A 17,099-nucleotide genomic window follows, 5' to 3' on the forward strand; every position below is an offset into this window, starting at 1 on the left:
ACACTAAAGCTGGCACTTTTTTCTAGTAAACATATACAAAATGACTAAAGCTTCTTTAGTAACAGTAGTAACACATTTTATGAACAGGAATTATGAAAAAGCTCTCTTCGTAAACCTTGTTGCTAAAATGAACTGTATGATGAGCTTTATGAGAGCTCAATTATTTTAAAAGTAGCAAAGATGCTACGAACGCTAGATGTATACGTGCTTATCTCTTATAACGAATAGCACAATTATGTGAAAGTTACCTAGCAAAAAAGTTTTAGTTTGCTATAAATATACGTATAGCTAACTAAAACTCTTTTGCGCTATGTATTTAATTGATAATTTTTTAAACTTATCGACGTTGGTTATTGTTCGACCTACTCACGATTAAACCAAAATAGGATCTTTTGTGCTGCTCTCATTTTGTATCTTTTCATGTGTGTAATTCGACATTAGCTCACTATAATACGTAATTAACAATTAAATTGTTGTATCGTTTTTTTCAAATTATCAGCTTGTCCAGATAATTCAGTTACGAGTTTATCAATATTTTCGATAACTAATGCCTGTTCGTTCGTGGAGGCTGCTACTTCTTCTGCTCCTGCTGATGTTTGCTCAGCAATTGCAGCGACCTCTTGTGATTGTACAGCAGTATGATTAATACTATCCATCTGACGCATCACGTATTTAGTAATATATTTGACCGCTTCAACAACTTCATTTACTGATTCAGTCATTTCTGCAATGGCTTCGTTTGTCTCTGATCCTTTATTCGCCTCGTTGTTTGCTACATTTACTTGATCTGTGATTTGTTGAACGACATTCTGAACCTCAAGCTGAATATTTTTGATTAACTCCGTTATTCCTTGGACAGCTGTTCCACTCTCATCCGCAAGCTTACGAACCTCTTCTGCTACAACTGCAAAACCTTTCCCATGCTCCCCTGCACGAGCAGCTTCTATGGATGCATTCAACGCTAACAAATTCGTTTGCTCAGCAATATCGCCAACTAATGAAATAATATTTTCTACTTTATTTGCATTCTCTTCTAATCTACCAACCGCTTTTAAAGATTGTTGGTTATTTTCCGCTAAACTTTGAATTCCTGAAACGAGAGAGTGTATAACTACTTTACTATCATTTAAGCGGTTAACCATCTCTTTAGAAAGGTGTTCAGATGCAACAGCTTTATCTTGTACTTCTTTTGCCAACATCAATACATCATCAACAGATTCTGCTGTACTTTGAACAGCAACAGCTGAACTATCTGCTCCTTTAGAAATCTCCTCGATCGTGTGAGCAATGTTCTCAGCTTGTACCGAAGCAGAATTAGTAGCAGTTGATATTTCTATTACTTTGTTATTTGTATTTGCAAAATTATCTTCAATATTATGTACCATTTCTCTTAAACTCTTTAGCATCTTATTAAATGCAATAGATAATGATCGAATCTCATCATCAGCTTTTTTTACGGGAACATCTTCATTAATTTGGCCATTCGCTGCATTCATTGCAACCGCTTCTAATTTTTGTAATGGTTTAGTTATAAGCCCAGCAATGAAATATGCCAAAATACTAGACCAAAGGATTCCTAACACTAAAGTGATAATCGTGAAAGCTCCTTCACTTAACGCAAAGTAACCATTAACGAAATCATAAAAATAATAGATGCAGATCGCTGAAGTAGAGTATGTAATTAACGCTACAGTGGTAATAAACAATACAAGCTTAAGTCTTAAACCAAATTTATACCGTTTCTTCTTCTCTCCCATAGTAAGACTCCCCTTCCCATAATAAAACAATAGATCCCCTTGTTGATTCAGTTTGCACATTGATGTTATTTTGTGCTAAGAAATAAGTACTCCAAATAGTGCTTCGTGTCATCTTTTCTTCTATAAAAAGATGACAATCGCGTAAAACCTCATTTAACTATTCGGGTTTTGCGAAAATTATATCAAAGTTTAAGAAAAGTAGCTTTATTTAAGTTTTTTATATAACTTCTCAATTAACTGCTCTAACTCATTCATCGTTTGACGATACGTCTGTACCGAACCACCAAATGGATCACTAATATCTCCACCTTCTCCTTCAACAAATTCTTTTAATGTATAAGTTTTGTATATAGCTTCAGGAAATGTATTCACAATGAGATGCTTATGGTTGCTCGTCATCGTCAAAATATATGTGGACCAATCAATATGTTCCTTTTCAAGCTGACAAGAAATATGATCTAACACAATTTCCTTTTCTTTCAGTACTTCATTGGCGTTAGCTGATGCAGCGCTTCCATTGTTTGCATAAATACCCGCTGATCGAACTTGAATGTTGCCCATGTTTTTATGTTTTAATAATGCTTCTGCCATTGGGCTACGACACGTATTCCCAGTACATACAAATAGTATCTTTGTCATTCTAATCCTCCGATGCTATTAGATCTATATATGACTTTCGTTCTAGCTTCTATGGTGTTTGAACTTCTTTGATTTACAACAGTATTTTACAAAAAATTATACCATCACTACCATTATAATCGAAATTTGTCGCATTATATAGGTAATAATATACATTTATTTTTATTTTATGCAAAAAAAATAAGCTTATGGTAGCTAAAGTTACTAAGGAAGAAAAGTATAAAGACCCAAGACGGATGAACTAGAATTTTCTAACTATGCTATTTATCATTATTTCTTCAAGCGAAAAGTAATTTAACACCAAAAGCGAATAAAATACTTCCCCCTAATGCTTCTCCATATGTCCCTAACCACCTTTGAGCTGATCTACCTAGTAGCAACCCTGTCCAAGTCAAGACCATACTCACCAAGCCAAACATACATATAGTAATTGCTGTTCGCGCTCCAAACATCCCTAAACTTAAACCTAAAGAAAAACTATCTAAACTCACGCTTAAAGCAAAGATAAGTAAACCGAGTCCAACAGGGGTTATTAGTGATGATTCATCTTCTTTTAAGGACGATATAAACATTTGGATACCGAGTAGTAATAATAACACCCCACCAGCATAGGTAGTAACTGCACCGAACTGCTCGGACAACAGCCTTCCAATAACCATTCCTACCAATGGCATCCAAATGTGAAAAAAGCCTATCGTAACACCAATATAAAAAATTTGCTTTAGACGTAGAGGGATTAATCCCATCCCAAGACCTACAGAAAAAGCATCCATACCTAAAGCAAATGCCATGATAAATAAAGTAACTATTTCCCCAAATATCGTTCCCATTGCCCTCCTACCTCCTACACTTGATCTAGTAAAGGAAGTTCAAACATCCCTAAGACCAGTCTAGATAAACATATGCAAAGGCTGTTTTCGATTTGATTGTTAATTTTCGTAATAGTTCGTGTCATCTTTTTATTTAAAGCGACGACATAACAACGCAAATAAAAATAGCCTATATAATTACATAACGACTTTCTTAAACATATGCTTGTACTGTTGGAAATAGAAGAAAAGGGTACTATTTTTGTTCTATTGTTTGATGTGCTGCAGCTTTCATTAAACGATTCATAATTGCATGGCCAATTCCTTCATAAGGAAAACTCTCACTTAAAATAACATCTGCCTGGGTGTCATCAAATTTTCTAAGAACACCATATAAATTACTAGCAACACTGTACAAATCATTCCTTTGTCCACAACTTAAAATGATATCTGCATTATATTTTTGTTTATTTTCATCAGTAGTTATCACACCAACGCGTTTTCCACTAGCTCTTTGTTTATCAATGTTCAATTGCAAAAAATTACTTGTTCCCTGCACAATGAACAGTGGTGCTTGTGGAGCATAGTGGGTATATTTCATTCCAGGTGACTTAGGTGTTTGACCTTCCTCAACTAAGGCATGATCTATGTCCACCTTACCCACAACCTCCTCAAGCTGCTCTTTTGTTATACCACCAGGTCGGAGTATTACTGGTATTTGGCCTGTACAATCTAAGACAGTTGATTCTACACCTACTCCAGTAAGACCACCATCTAATATTCCAGCTATCTTGCCGTTTAGATCATCGTGTACGTGTTTTGCTGAGGTAGGACTTGGCCGCCCAGATAGATTCGCACTGGGAGCAGCAATAGGTAACTGACTCGTTCTAATTAACTGTAAAGCAATTTCATGATTAGGCATTCGAACCGCAACAGTACTTAAACCAGTTGTAACTTTATCAGATATTCCTTCTTTTTTCATTAAAACAATCGTCAATGGACCTGGCCAAAAATAATCTATTAACTTCAACGCTACATCCGATACATTTTCCGCAATATCAAACAACTGCTTTTTCTCGGCAATGTGAACAATAAGTGGATTATCGCTTGGACGTCCTTTAGCAGTAAAAATTTTAGTCACAGCCTCGTCCGACAAAGCATTTGCCCCTAATCCATATACAGTTTCAGTCGGAAAAGCTACAACTTCATTTTGATTAAGCAATCGGGCCGCTTGCTTAATTTGTGGATAACTTTGTGGATTAATTCCCTTGTCATCCACAACCCAAACTTTAGTACTCAACCATCTCACTCCTATCTTCTTAGCTGCAGTAATTACTTATAAGTATTATTATTTCAACATTAGTATCTTCATCAATATACTATCTTAATTTATAACCACCATGTTGATAAGCTATTAAAACTATAAAATATTCAACACTATAAAACAAGCTTTATCCACAAAATGTGGATAAAGCTCATGTTATAGTGGATAACTTGTGGATTATTAAAACTAGAATATCATATAAAGAGATCATTTCATTTATCAACATGAACACATTGCTATTAATTAAGCCTGTCAGGTACCTTCTCTTCTTTGTAAACAATGGCTATTTGCTAAAATCAACATCTTGCCGCATCAATTAGTTATCATAGAAACAAAGTTCACGAAGTGAATCCTAATCAAATAACTTTGAAATCCATTCAATAAGAAAAAATCTCACTTTGACCTTTTCATTTTTTGTTTCTTTCGTTTGCTTAAGCTCATTCTCACTGTTGTCATTCATATCAACTGCTTCACCGTTGGAAAAATCTAAAAAGCATAAAGGAGGAAATAAAACACACCACCAATTAGCTCCAGCTCCATCACCTAACGTAATTAATATTGCCTCATATTCACCTGCAGGATACAAATAGTTTCCATATAGTTTCGTCGGAAAACTTACTTCGTCAAACTCTACGCTAGCATTTTGTTTGCTACCTTGGTTACTTAGTACCGATTCAACAATTTGCTCTATCATGTGAACACGGGTATTGATTAGTTTTCTTGCCTCTTCAATCGAAGTCAACTCTTCAACCCATAGTGTAATTTGTTCATTTACCTTATCTCGAATGAGCCTTTTCAAAGCTTGGTCTTCACTAGAATCACTATTAGCAAGTATGCGTAAACGAATCGCCTCATCTGGAATAATGACAGTATCATTTGCCTGGACATTTGTTTGCTCTCCATAAAACACAATATTAACTCCAAAAACTAATAATAAAATATATATAATAGCAATGTTTTTCTTCGCCATTTACTAGCACCGCCCCTTCACTAAAACAGTGTGGACAATATAAAAAAATCTTAAACTAGTAAAATGAAAAAAATCTAGTAGATGAACAGAAAAGCGCAAGTGCCTTGGTCATCCCCGACAAGCACTGGAGCCATTTCATATGAAGGCGCTTTTTGCCTTCTTATTAAATGGCGAAGTGACCTCGAGGGGATTGGCACTGGAGCTAGACATCTAGAAAGGCAGAAGACGCATGCTTATCGGCGACAAGCATAAGGCGAGCTGGCTAGAAGGTTGCTTTTTAACCTTCTCGTCAGCTTGACTTATGACCTCGAGCCGATTGCGGCTGGAGCTAGACATACAGAAAAGCAGAAGTGCCTCGGTCATCCCCGACAAGCACTGGAGGCATTTCATATGAAGGCGCTTTTTGCCTTCTTATTAAATGGCGAAGTGACCTCGAGGGGATAGGCACTGGAGCTAGACATCTAGAAAAACGCAAGTGTCTCGGTCATCCCCGACAAGCACTGGAGGCATTTCATATGAAGGCGCTTTTGGATTTCGTATCTATGATTGAAGTGACCTTAAGATAAATAAGGGCCCTTTTCGTCCATTTTCACATTAATACCTTTATATTAAGATATCTCAGCAAAGACCATTCTATCTTTGCCGTTAATATCAAATACAACCTCAACAACTGCATTTCTAAAAGTTTGTTGTAGTAATGATTGAACGCTCTTACCTTGTCCAACCCCTACTTCAAAAGCAATAATTGCCTTCTCACTTAATACGTAAGGCAATTGCGTCATAAAACGACGATAAAAATCAAGTCCATCCTCACCACCAGCTAAAGCACGCATAGGGTCGTAATCCTTTACAACTGGAGATAGTTTGTCAATCTCATCGTTAGGGATATAAGGAGGGTTCGAGACAATCACATCAAAAGTTGTATCACTATTCATAAAAGGCGTTAGCAAATCCCCTTGAATAAACGTAACCTCTGTCTCGAGGTTTTCAGCATTTAATTTCGCAATGGCTAGTGATTCTTTTGCAATATCAGTAGCAGTGACATGTAATGATTTCCGCTCAGAAGCTAATGTAATGGCAATGATACCACTCCCAGTTCCAACATCTACTACGTTAACACGATTTCCATTTGGAAATAACTTATCTATACGTTGCAGGACACCTTGCACTAGCTCTTCTGTTTCTGGACGCGGGATTAATACTTCTTTGTTTACACGAAAGGTTCTTCCGTAAAAATGTTCATATCCAATAATGTGTTGAACCGGAACACCATTACAATGAGTGTGTATATCTTCTGTAAACTTTCTATCTATCTCAGTATCGATGTCCATTCTCATGTTGCTAAACAGTTGCGTTCTCGACATTTGAAGGTGATGAAGTAACAATAATTCGCCTACATTGTCATCCCTATTTGATTCCTTTAAAAAAGAAGAAGCCCAATTCAGGGCTTCATATATTTTTCTCTTTTGCTTACTCATTATCGTCTTGCTCCATTTTTTTGGATTGATCTTCTAATATAAGCGCATCAATAAATTCATCTAGCTTACCTTGTAAAATTTGGTCTAGCTTTTGAATTGTTAGGCCAATTCGATGATCAGTTACACGATTCTGAGGAAAGTTATATGTCCGTATACGCTCTGAACGATCACCAGAGCCTACAGCTTGTTTACGATTTTGATCATATTCAGCTTGTGCTTCTTGCTGAAACTTATCGTATACACGTGCACGTAAAACTTTCATCGCTTTTTCTTTATTTTTTATTTGTGACTTTTCATCTTGACAAGATACTACTGTACCTGTTGGTACATGTGTTAAACGTACAGCTGACATGGTTGTATTTACACTCTGTCCACCTGGCCCACTTGAAGCAAAGGTATCTACTCGAATATCCTTTTCATGGATATCTACTTCAACTTCTTCTGCTTCAGGTAAACACGCAACAGTAGCTGTTGACGTATGAATACGACCACCAGATTCAGTTTCAGGAACACGCTGTACGCGGTGTGCACCGTTTTCAAATTTCATCTTTGAATAGGCACCTTTACCATTTATCATAAAAATAATCTCTTTAAAGCCACCAATTCCCGTTGAACTAGCTTCTATGACTTCGGTTTTCCACCCTTGAATCTCCGCGTAACGAGAATACATTCGGTATAAATCACCTGCAAATAGAGCTGCTTCATCTCCACCTGCTGCGCCGCGTATTTCCATAATTACATTTTTATCATCATTAGGGTCTTTAGGAATAAGAAGAACTTTCAAATGCTCCACAATTTCAGACTCATTACTTTCAAGTTCACTAATCTCTTCCTTAACCATATCTCTCATATCTGCATCAAGCTTTTCTTCAAGCATTGCTTTTGCATCCTGAAGTTGCTCGCTAACAGATTTATATTCTCTATATTTTTGAACTGTTTCCTGTATATCTGATTGTTCCTTAGAATAATCACGTAATTTTTTAGGATCATTTACGATTTCAGGATCACTTAATAGCTCATTCAATTTTTCAAAACGCTCTTCTACAGCTTGCAAACGATCAAACACATCATTCACCTCAATTTTAGTCCATAACATTGTAATTATATTATACGTTAACAAAGGAGTCAAAGAAATGTCGTCATTTATGATAGCTCTCGTTATCCGTCAGAGGTGTCCCACTAGGCAGATACATTACATAGTAACAACAAAAGGATATTTTTATATCGTTTGTTTTTTTCTAGAAACCTTAATATTAAGCTGTTTTCACATTGATTGTAGTTTTCTTATTAGGGAATAAACACGTACACAACTAGAATTCTGGGCGTCTTTTCTTCTATCATAACGACGACTTAAAATTTATAACCACTTTGTTGTTTTTGTTACTAACCTTATGACGATAGCAACAAAGTTGATGAAAAGAGTCTCAATAAAAATAGCAATAAATTCTCAAAAAGAGACTTAAAATGAAGCGTTATGTAATTTAGCCAATAAAAAATGCACAACTATTTGCTGCGCATTATTTTCCGACATTGTTACTATTTATCCCCATATTCATGCTACGTTTACCTGGTACTTCATGATGATGACGACACCGAGGTTCATATGATTCTGATGCTCCTACTAAAATAATTGGTTCATCATAATAAGCAGGATTACCATCTATTAATCGCTGAGTTCTACTCGCTGGTGAACCACAAATGGCACAAACAGCTTGCAACTTTGTCACTAATTCAGCAATAGCCATTAGCGCAGGAACAGGCCCGAACGGTTCTCCTCTAAAATCTTGATCTAGACCAGCAACGATGACACGATGACCTTGGTTGGCTAATTGTGTAACAACTTGAATAATGTCTTCATCAAAAAATTGAACTTCATCAATTGCTACTACATCTGTTGTAGACGTTACATTCGAAATAATATCTTGTGAATCTTTTACAGAATGAGCAATAATAGATGTCCCATTATGAGATACTACTTCTTCATCACTATAACGATTATCTATAAGTGGTTTAAAAACTTGAATACTTTGCTTTGCAAATTGCGCACGTCTCACTCGTCGAATTAATTCTTCAGACTTCCCAGAAAACATGCTGCCACAAATTAGTTCAAGCCAGCCAGTTTGCTTCATAACATACATGAAACGGCGTCTCCCTTTTTTCTGTAATTTCATATCAAATATTTTTATATTTAACTAAGTATAAAACAAAGTAAAAAACAGGCAAGATATGGAATAACTCGCCTGTTTTACTTGATTACTTAAGGCCGTATTTTTTGTTAAATTTATCTACACGTCCATCTGCAGAAGCGAATTTTTGACGTCCAGTATAGAATGGATGACAAGCTGAGCAAATCTCAACACGCACCTCTTCTTTTACAGAGCCACTTTCGAACTCGTTTCCACAAGCACATTTAACAGTTACTTTTGAATAATTTGGATGAATTCCAGCTTTCATTATTTTCATCTCCTTCCGCCCTGAATCATCTGAGACAGAGTTATCGAGGTTATTAAAAAGTGCAAAAGAAATGTTTAGAACACTTCTTATTCATCTAGAATGGAGCAAAATAGGAAATAACCCCATTAACAGATTCCATCTAGAAACACACATGAGAAATTATAACAAGGGTTCTCATCTTTTGCAACTACCTGATACTAACAATTCTTTTTTCATCAAAAATTTAAACTCGCCTAGATGATGAATGCCCCATCGCTTTCCATTCTTCTTCAAGCATTTGAAAAAATTCTTGATTTGATTTTGATTTCCTTAATTTTCTTAAAAACTTCTCTGCAAAATCAGGTGAATCTGACATAGATTTTCTGATCGCCCATAACTTATCAAGGTGATCCTTAGGAATTAATAATTCTTCCTTACGAGTTCCTGAACGACGAATATCAATTGCAGGGAAAATTCTTTTCTCTGCTAATGAACGATCCAAATGAAGCTCCATATTACCAGTTCCTTTGAACTCTTCATATATGACATCGTCCATTCTTGAGCCGGTATCAACTAATGCAGTAGCTAATATCGTTAAGCTTCCACCTTCTTCAATGTTTCTAGCAGCTCCAAAAAACCTCTTAGGACGATGGAAAGCAGCTGGGTCAATACCACCAGATAATGTACGTCCACTTGGTGGGATAACTAAGTTATACGCACGTGCTAATCGTGTGATGCTATCCATTAAAATGATTACATCTCTCTTATGCTCAACAAGTCGCATCGCACGCTCTAATACAAGCTCTGCAACCTTTATATGATTTTCTGGTACTTCATCAAACGTTGAACTAACAACATCTCCTGCAACAGACCTTTCAATATCTGTTACTTCCTCTGGTCTTTCATCAATTAACAGTACAATAAGCTCAGCATCAGGTTGATTTGTCGTAATACTGTTAGCAATTTCTTTTAACAGCATGGTTTTACCAGCCTTTGGAGGAGCTACAATTAAACCACGTTGTCCAAAGCCAACAGGTGCTGTAACGTCCATAATGCGTGTCGACAATTTATGTGGAGCTGTTTCAAGCTTAATTTGTCTATTTGGATACAAAGGAGTCAATGCAGGAAAGTGTACACGTTCTTTAGCTGTTTCGGGATCATCCCCGTTAACTGCCTCTACGTGTAGTAATCCATAATATCGCTCATTTTCCTTAGGAGGCCTTACTTTTCCAGAAACTTTATCACCGTTTCGAAGGTCAAATCGACGAATTTGCGAAGCTGAAATATAGATATCCTCTGAGCTTGGAGAATAATTAATTGGTCTTAGAAATCCAAAACCTTCAGATTGAATGATTTCTAAAACACCTTCCATGAATAATAATCCGTCTTTCTCCGCCCTTGCTTTTAAAATGGCAAAGATTAATTCCTTTTTCGTAAGCTTACTATAATAAGTTATTTTAAATTCACGAGCAAGCTCGTACAATTCCTTTAACTTCATTTCCTCTAACTTTCCAATTGTTAGACTCATATAAACACCACTCTTTAAATGTTATTATTTCCTCTAAATAAGTAGGTAAAAAATGGAATGAATAATAATTAGGTGAGCTATCTTATTAAAGAGGTAGAATTAATGATAATTCTTTTTCCGCATTGCTTGTTCATTTTTCATTAGTTTATTTGTTAGTATTGAAAAACGAAGGTTTGGAAGGCTTTCACATGAAGCAAAAAAAGAAGAATACAAGTTTTTCTTTTACGTAGCACTTTCTATTTTACCCTTTTTTCGTATACATATTCAACTATTTTTTAATTATAACAGCAAAACATATCTAATTATGCGTCTCACGAGCATATTTCCCGTAGAAAACAGTGCATGGAAAATGTCTAGTTTACTTACTTAACTTATGACTGTTGAAGAATGAACAATGTACAGTAAGGTATATGAAATGAGTCATTCAGCATGATTTTGAAGGCTCTTCCCATATACTTCTTTGCTAAACTTGAACAATTAGATGTGATTTTAGTATAAGTTATCGTGATAACGAGGAGAGATACTACTCACTATGTATCATACATGTTTTTTACAGAAACCACCTTTTACAGTGAAAAAATTTCATAATTGTTAATTTAATTCTTTAACAATCATGGCAAAGACAGTTTTTTTAAAAGAAAAGGCTCTTTTCGTAAACTTTGTTGCTATCGTTATCCAATTAAAAGTGGTGAAAAGATACCACACCCCAATTGTGTACGTGTTTGACTGTTAGTACGAAAAGCTACAAATCATGCGAAAACAGTCAAAGAAAACGAGGGTTGTTAAGAAAACCCTCGTTTTAGCTAGTTAATAATTATATTACTTAATGACAAGGTTTGGCTTTTTCTTCAAGCTATGCCTTCCCTCTACGAAACGAACCGTTCCAGATTTTGCACGCATGACAATCGAATGAGTAGAACCATAGGTGCCTTTAAATTGAACCCCTTTAAGAAGCTCACCATCTGTAACACCTGTTGCAGAGAAAATAGCATCATCACCACGAACTAAATCTTCCATACGTAAAACTCGACTAACATCAAGTCCCATAGATTTACAGCGTTCTACCTCTGCATCATCCTGTGGTAGGAGTTTACCTTGAATCTCTCCCCCTAAGCATTTTAAAGCAACTGCAGCTAGAACACCTTCCGGAGCGCCACCAGATCCAAATAAAATATCAACACCAGTATGATCAAACGCAGTGTTAAAAGCTCCTGCTACATCTCCATCATCGATCAGCTTTATTCTCGCTCCTGCTTCACGAAGTTGTGCAATAATATGGTCATGTCGAGGGCGGTTCAAAACTGTTGCAACAACATCTTGAATATCTTTGTTTTTCGCCTTTGCAACAGCCTTCAAATTATCAATTACAGGCGCATCGATATCAATATGTCCTACAGCCTCTGGACCGACAGCTATTTTATCCATATACATATCAGGCGCGTGCAATAGATTTCCGTTATCAGCAACAGCTAATACTGCAAGCGCGTTCCATCCACCTGAAGCAACAATGTTAGTGCCTTCGAGTGGATCAACAGCAACATCCACACGTTGTCCATAACCAGTTCCAAGCTTTTCACCAATGTATAACATCGGTGCTTCGTCCATTTCACCTTCTCCAATCACAACAGTACCTTTCATAGGTACAGTGTCAAATACGTCTCTCATTGCAGAAGTTGCAGCATCATCTGCTTCATCTTTTTTCCCACGACCCATCCATCGCGCTGATGCTAAAGCAGCTGCTTCAGTTACCCGAACAAGCTCCATAGATAAACTTCGTTCCATACGTGCTTCCCCCCAAAAAATTGCCTTCAACTTTACAGTTTACTTTAAAAAGCGTAAGTTGAAAAGCAGTGAGCATATATTAAACTGTATCAAAGGTTCTATTTCGTATACCTTGTTACTATTTTCTCTTACTTTTAAACGGTTAGTTACATATTATATAGTTGCTATAGTTTTTATGTTTATATCTTATAAATGATCAAATGTAAACATACTATTTATAAGTTTTGTAACTGTTCTATTTCTTCTTGAGTCATTTTCTCTCTCCATATCGTCGCACCGAGACCTGAAAGCTTATCCTCAAGGTGACTATAACCACGATCAATATGCTCTAATCCAGTTATTTCTGTTATACCATTAGCGATTAAACCAGCTACAACCAATGAAGCTCCTGCTCGCAAATCACTCGCTCGCACTCTTGCACCTTGTAATCGAGCTGGACCAGAAATAATGGATGAGCCACCTTCTACTTTGACATTCGCATTCATACGCCTCAATTCATCAATATGCTTAAAGCGTGCACCATAAATCGTATCAGTAACAATACTTGTACCTTGTGCTCTTGTTAGTAAAGAAGTAAAAGGTTGTTGTAGATCTGTCGGAAAACCGGGATACACAAGTGTTTTTAAATCGACTGCCTTTAAATTATTTGAACTAGAAATTAGCACTTGATCATTACTTGTTTCAATTGAAACACCCATTTCACGTAGCTTAGCAATAAGTGATTCGAGATGTAACGGAATTACATTATCTACCAACACTTGTTCTCCAGTTGCCGCTGCAACGATAATGTATGTACCAGCTTCAATTCTATCCGGTATGATTGAGTGGCGGCACCCACGAAGATGCTCTACCCCGTCAATTCGGATGACATCAGTTCCTGCACCCTTGATTTTTGCACCCATACTAGAGAGTAAAGTGGCTACATCAATAATCTCAGGTTCTTTTGCAGCATTCTCAATAATCGTTCTCCCTTTTGCTCTGACAGCTGCCAACATAATATTAATCGTTGCACCAACACTTACTACATCTAAATATATTCTGGCACCCCTTAGCTCATTAGCACGTAAATAAATCGCACCTTGTTCGTTGGTTACTTGAGCTCCAAGTGCTTCAAAGCCTTTAATATGCTGGTCAATTGGTCGAGGTCCCAAGTGACACCCTCCTGGCAACCCAATTACAGCCTTTTTAAATCGACCAAGCATCGCACCCATTAAATAATAAGAGGCACGTAATTTTTTCACTTTACCATTTGGCAAAGGCATAGAGATCATATTAGTAGGATCAATAGTCATCTCTTTATCATTAAGTACTACGTTACCACCGATTTCCTCTAATAAACCACCTAACATTTGTACATCCGAAATATTTGGTATACCTTCAATTGTGACAGGTGAATCCGCCAAGATCGTTGCTGGGATAAGAGCAACGACGCTATTTTTAGCTCCACTAATTTTCACTGATCCCTTTAACGGATAACCACCAGCTATTTTTAACTTTTCCATGTTTTTCTCCCTTCTAAGTGGATCATCAAAAGTTCCTCAAAAAACTCGGTTCGATATATTCCTTCAACACTTATTTTTTGCCTCCCTTTTCATCCACCATAGCGAAGTAAACTATATATTAATTTATAATAAATTGGTATATTTACCCATATGAATTAAGTATTATCTAATAGTTTACACGAAAAAGCAAAAATAATGTATGGAAATGATCCTCTTAAAAATATTTTCTAGTCATTTTTTTTATTCCAATCTGCTAGAAACTTTTCAATACCTTGATCTGTCAACGGATGATTACAGAGTTGCATAATCAAGTTATAAGGAACAGTTGCTATATGAGCACCATTTAGCGCAGCTTCTGTTATATGCATTGGGTGACGTATAGAGGCAGCAATAATTTCCGTCTCTAGATTGTGCACATTAAAAATTTCTGCAATCGTTGCAATTAAGTCCATACCATTATGTCCTATATCATCTAAACGGCCAAGGAATGGTGATACATAAGTAGCTCCAGCTCTTGCAGCAAGCAACGCTTGATTTGCATTAAAAATAAGCGTAACATTCGTTTTGATTCCTTCATCAGAAAAAGCTTTCACAGCTTTTAAGCCTTCAATAGTCATCGGAACTTTAATCGTAATATTTGGAGCGATCTTAGCGAGCTCTTTGCCCTCTTCAATCATTTCTGGTGCTGTTGTAGCAATAACCTCAGCGCTAACAGAGCCGGGTACGAGTGAAGTTATTTCACGTAGACGATCGTGAAAGGAAACATTTTTTTCTTTTGCAACTAAACTTGGGTTTGTCGTTACACCAGATAAAATTCCAACTGAATGAGCTTCACGGATTTCTTCAATGTTTGCAGTATCAATAAAAAATTTCATTATCATTCTTCCTCCTAAAATAATATAATAAAACAATGTTTTCGAATTATTCGTTTATTTCGTAATAATAAATATACATGAGTTCTAGTCATTTTACACGCAATAAAACTACTTCTAACCTAATTTGGGAGCTATCGCAGCGAATCATATGAAAAAAAGCCGAAGAAAAAACAAAACCGCCCTTCATTTCAAGTATCTACAAAGATAATGAAATAATGCACAATAGTTGTGCAAAGGCGGTTTCTCTGTGTATAGAAATTATTTGGCTAGCCTACCATTTCATATGAACAATCATTATATGAAAATGTTATAAGAAAAACACGCAATATAGAAATGATGTGTAATTCCTTTGGTAAGATTTACGCTTTATCTGATGAACCAAATTCCTTCATTTTACCTTTTACAGTCTCTTTAATAGCTTCACGAGCTGGTCCTAAATATTTACGTGGATCATACTCTTCTGTTTTTTCAGCTAATACTTCACGAACGACTTTAGCTGAAGCAATTTGGTTTTCAGTATTTACATTAATTTTTGATGTTCCTAATGAAATAGCCTTTTGAATATCTTTCGTAGGAATTCCTGTTCCACCATGAAGTACTAAAGGAATACCTGTTAATTCCATAACTTCTTTCATGCGGTCAAAGCCAAGATTAGGTTCACCTTTGTATGGTCCGTGGACAGATCCTAGAGCTGGCGCAAAGCAGTCTACTCCAGTTTCACGAACAAGTTGATCACACTCAGATGGAATAGCATACATTGCATCTGCATCATCAACTACTAAATCGTCTTCTTGACCACCAATACGGCCTAATTCTGCTTCCACAGAAACTCCGTGTAGGTGTGCAAGTTCAACAACTTTTTGCGTAATAGCAATATTTTCTTCAAGTGGATGGTGAGAACCATCAATCATAACGGAAGTAAAGCCTGCATGGATTGCTTCAGCACATTTTTCAAAGCTTGAACCATGGTCTAAATGAATCGCCACAGGAACTGTAATGTTATAATCTTCAATTAATCCTTCAACCATCTTTACAACTGTTTTAAATCCACCCATATAACGAGCAGCACCTTCAGAAACACCACAAATAACAGGTGAGTTTTCTTCTTTAGCAGCTTGTAAAATTGCTTGTGTAAACTCTAAGTTGTTCAGGTTAAACTGTCCAACTGCATATCCTTCATTTTTTGCTTTGTTAAGCATTTCAGTCATAGAAACTAAAGGCATATCATTATCCTCCTTAAGGCAGCTAATTAGTATATTTTCCTATAAGTTCATCATATGTAGAGTATCCAAATTCATCAATTACTATGTACTGTCCAAATGTTATTAGAGTCATTCACAAAATTTATTGAACAGTGCAGTTTTTATCCTTTGAAGAATACTCACATTTGATCATAACTTAGTTACATTTCATAGCATACCAACTTACTTGTCAAAGCTCAATAGTTTCGCTTAAGTAGTAATCGCTTACATCGCAATTTTCACTAAAAATTCATTGTTTAACAGAACCAATTGACAATTGCTCCTTCACCGCTACACGAATTTCATCGATATCAAAAGGTTTAGCAAAATGAGTAATCGCTCCTAAATCCTTCGCTTCTTGAATCATGTCCAACTCCCCATATGCTGTCATAATAATGACTTTGACCTTTATATCTTGATCGTCTACCCTCATTCTCTTTAATATCTCTATTCCATCCATACCTGGAATTTTCATATCTAGCAATACTAAGTCAGGTGAGTGCTTTTTTACAATATCTAATGCCTCAACTCCATTAGAAGCTTGAAATGTTACATAGCCTTCTTTTTGAAATACTTCGTTAAGTAATATACGAATGCCATACTGATCATCGACAATTAGTATTTTGTGCCCCATTCTTTTTCACTCCTCTAAATAAGTTTCCCTACTTAACTACTTTGTATTTCTCGTTAACTTCACATTTTCCTTCTTTATATTGATTTTATTTTACATTCCTTCCTAGATTATTCAATTTTATTCAAAA

Annotated in this window: 17 protein-coding genes; 2 read left to right on the plus strand and 15 right to left on the minus strand. The window is 36.1% G+C overall.

What is annotated here, in order from left to right; all coding sequences use genetic code 11:
• Positions 1-458 precede the first annotated feature (458 nt).
• The 5 genes from JM172_RS04395 to spoIIR all read right to left on the minus strand — a co-directional run bounded on the left by JM172_RS04395 (position 459) and on the right by spoIIR (position 5,499).
• Positions 459-1,757 (minus strand): methyl-accepting chemotaxis protein, encoded by a 1,299-nt coding sequence (locus JM172_RS04395; RefSeq protein ID WP_214480878.1) that lies wholly within the window; start codon positions 1,755-1,757, stop codon positions 459-461.
• 204 nt (positions 1,758-1,961) lie between these two features.
• On the minus strand, positions 1,962-2,396 hold the full coding sequence (locus tag JM172_RS04400) for a low molecular weight protein arginine phosphatase (RefSeq protein ID WP_214480879.1): 435 nt from the start codon (positions 2,394-2,396) through the stop codon (positions 1,962-1,964).
• A 278-nt stretch (positions 2,397-2,674) separates the two neighbouring features.
• Positions 2,675-3,226 carry a manganese efflux pump MntP gene (locus JM172_RS04405; RefSeq protein ID WP_214480880.1) on the minus strand — a complete coding sequence of 184 codons (552 nt, stop codon included), beginning with the start codon at positions 3,224-3,226 and terminating at the stop codon, positions 2,675-2,677.
• Between the two features lie 235 nt (positions 3,227-3,461).
• On the minus strand, positions 3,462-4,505 hold the full coding sequence (locus JM172_RS04410) for an L-threonylcarbamoyladenylate synthase (protein WP_214480881.1): 1,044 nt from the start codon (positions 4,503-4,505) through the stop codon (positions 3,462-3,464).
• 376 nt (positions 4,506-4,881) lie between these two features.
• Positions 4,882-5,499: a stage II sporulation protein R gene (gene spoIIR / locus JM172_RS04415; protein ID WP_214480882.1), complete on the minus strand. Its 618-nt coding sequence runs from the start codon at positions 5,497-5,499 to the stop codon at positions 4,882-4,884.
• Positions 5,500-5,580: 81 nt separating this feature from the next.
• Here spoIIR and JM172_RS04420 point away from each other — a divergent pair, with 81 nt between their 5' ends.
• Together JM172_RS04420 and JM172_RS04425 are read left to right on the plus strand one after the other, a co-directional pair.
• A complete protein-coding gene (locus JM172_RS04420) occupies positions 5,581-5,751 on the plus strand; it encodes a hypothetical protein (RefSeq protein WP_214480883.1) in 171 nt (56 codons plus the stop codon).
• A 98-nt stretch (positions 5,752-5,849) separates the two neighbouring features.
• On the plus strand, positions 5,850-6,065 hold the full coding sequence (locus tag JM172_RS04425; protein ID WP_214480884.1) for a hypothetical protein: 216 nt from the start codon (positions 5,850-5,852) through the stop codon (positions 6,063-6,065).
• Between the two features lie 42 nt (positions 6,066-6,107).
• On the opposite strand, the gene prmC is transcribed toward JM172_RS04425, so the two are convergent.
• From prmC to JM172_RS04475, 10 genes are all read right to left on the minus strand, one after another.
• On the minus strand, positions 6,108-6,977 hold the full coding sequence (gene prmC / locus JM172_RS04430; RefSeq protein ID WP_214480885.1) for a peptide chain release factor N(5)-glutamine methyltransferase: 870 nt from the start codon (positions 6,975-6,977) through the stop codon (positions 6,108-6,110).
• Positions 6,970-8,043 carry a peptide chain release factor 1 gene (gene prfA / locus JM172_RS04435; protein ID WP_214480943.1) on the minus strand — a complete coding sequence of 358 codons (1,074 nt, stop codon included), beginning with the start codon at positions 8,041-8,043 and terminating at the stop codon, positions 6,970-6,972. Before prfA ends, prmC begins: the two co-directional genes overlap by 8 nt.
• Positions 8,044-8,494: 451 nt before the next feature.
• Positions 8,495-9,115 (minus strand): thymidine kinase, encoded by a 621-nt coding sequence (locus JM172_RS04440; RefSeq protein WP_214480886.1) that lies wholly within the window; start codon positions 9,113-9,115, stop codon positions 8,495-8,497.
• Between the two features lie 115 nt (positions 9,116-9,230).
• On the minus strand, positions 9,231-9,431 hold the full coding sequence (rpmE, locus tag JM172_RS04445) for a 50S ribosomal protein L31 (protein ID WP_214480887.1): 201 nt from the start codon (positions 9,429-9,431) through the stop codon (positions 9,231-9,233).
• 223 nt (positions 9,432-9,654) lie between these two features.
• Positions 9,655-10,938 (minus strand): transcription termination factor Rho, encoded by a 1,284-nt coding sequence (gene rho / locus JM172_RS04450; RefSeq protein ID WP_214480888.1) that lies wholly within the window; start codon positions 10,936-10,938, stop codon positions 9,655-9,657.
• An 819-nt stretch (positions 10,939-11,757) separates the two neighbouring features.
• Positions 11,758-12,720, minus strand: coding sequence for a class II fructose-bisphosphatase (glpX, locus tag JM172_RS04455; protein ID WP_214480889.1), 963 nt, complete (start codon positions 12,718-12,720; stop codon positions 11,758-11,760).
• A 215-nt stretch (positions 12,721-12,935) separates the two neighbouring features.
• On the minus strand, positions 12,936-14,222 hold the full coding sequence (locus JM172_RS04460) for a UDP-N-acetylglucosamine 1-carboxyvinyltransferase (protein ID WP_214480890.1): 1,287 nt from the start codon (positions 14,220-14,222) through the stop codon (positions 12,936-12,938).
• A 227-nt stretch (positions 14,223-14,449) separates the two neighbouring features.
• On the minus strand, positions 14,450-15,097 hold the full coding sequence (fsa, locus tag JM172_RS04465; protein WP_214480891.1) for a fructose-6-phosphate aldolase: 648 nt from the start codon (positions 15,095-15,097) through the stop codon (positions 14,450-14,452).
• A 359-nt stretch (positions 15,098-15,456) separates the two neighbouring features.
• The gene (locus JM172_RS04470; protein ID WP_214480892.1) at positions 15,457-16,320 is read right to left on the minus strand and encodes a class II fructose-bisphosphate aldolase; all 864 of its coding nucleotides are present in this window, start codon (positions 16,318-16,320) and stop codon (positions 15,457-15,459) included.
• A gap of 268 nt (positions 16,321-16,588) precedes the next feature.
• Positions 16,589-16,972 (minus strand): response regulator, encoded by a 384-nt coding sequence (locus tag JM172_RS04475; RefSeq protein WP_214480893.1) that lies wholly within the window; start codon positions 16,970-16,972, stop codon positions 16,589-16,591.
• Positions 16,973-17,099 lie beyond the last annotated feature (127 nt).

Origin of the sequence: Bacillus sp. SM2101 (genome assembly GCF_018588585.1) — a bacterium.
GTDB lineage: Bacteria > Bacillota > Bacilli > Bacillales > SM2101 > Nanhaiella > Nanhaiella sioensis.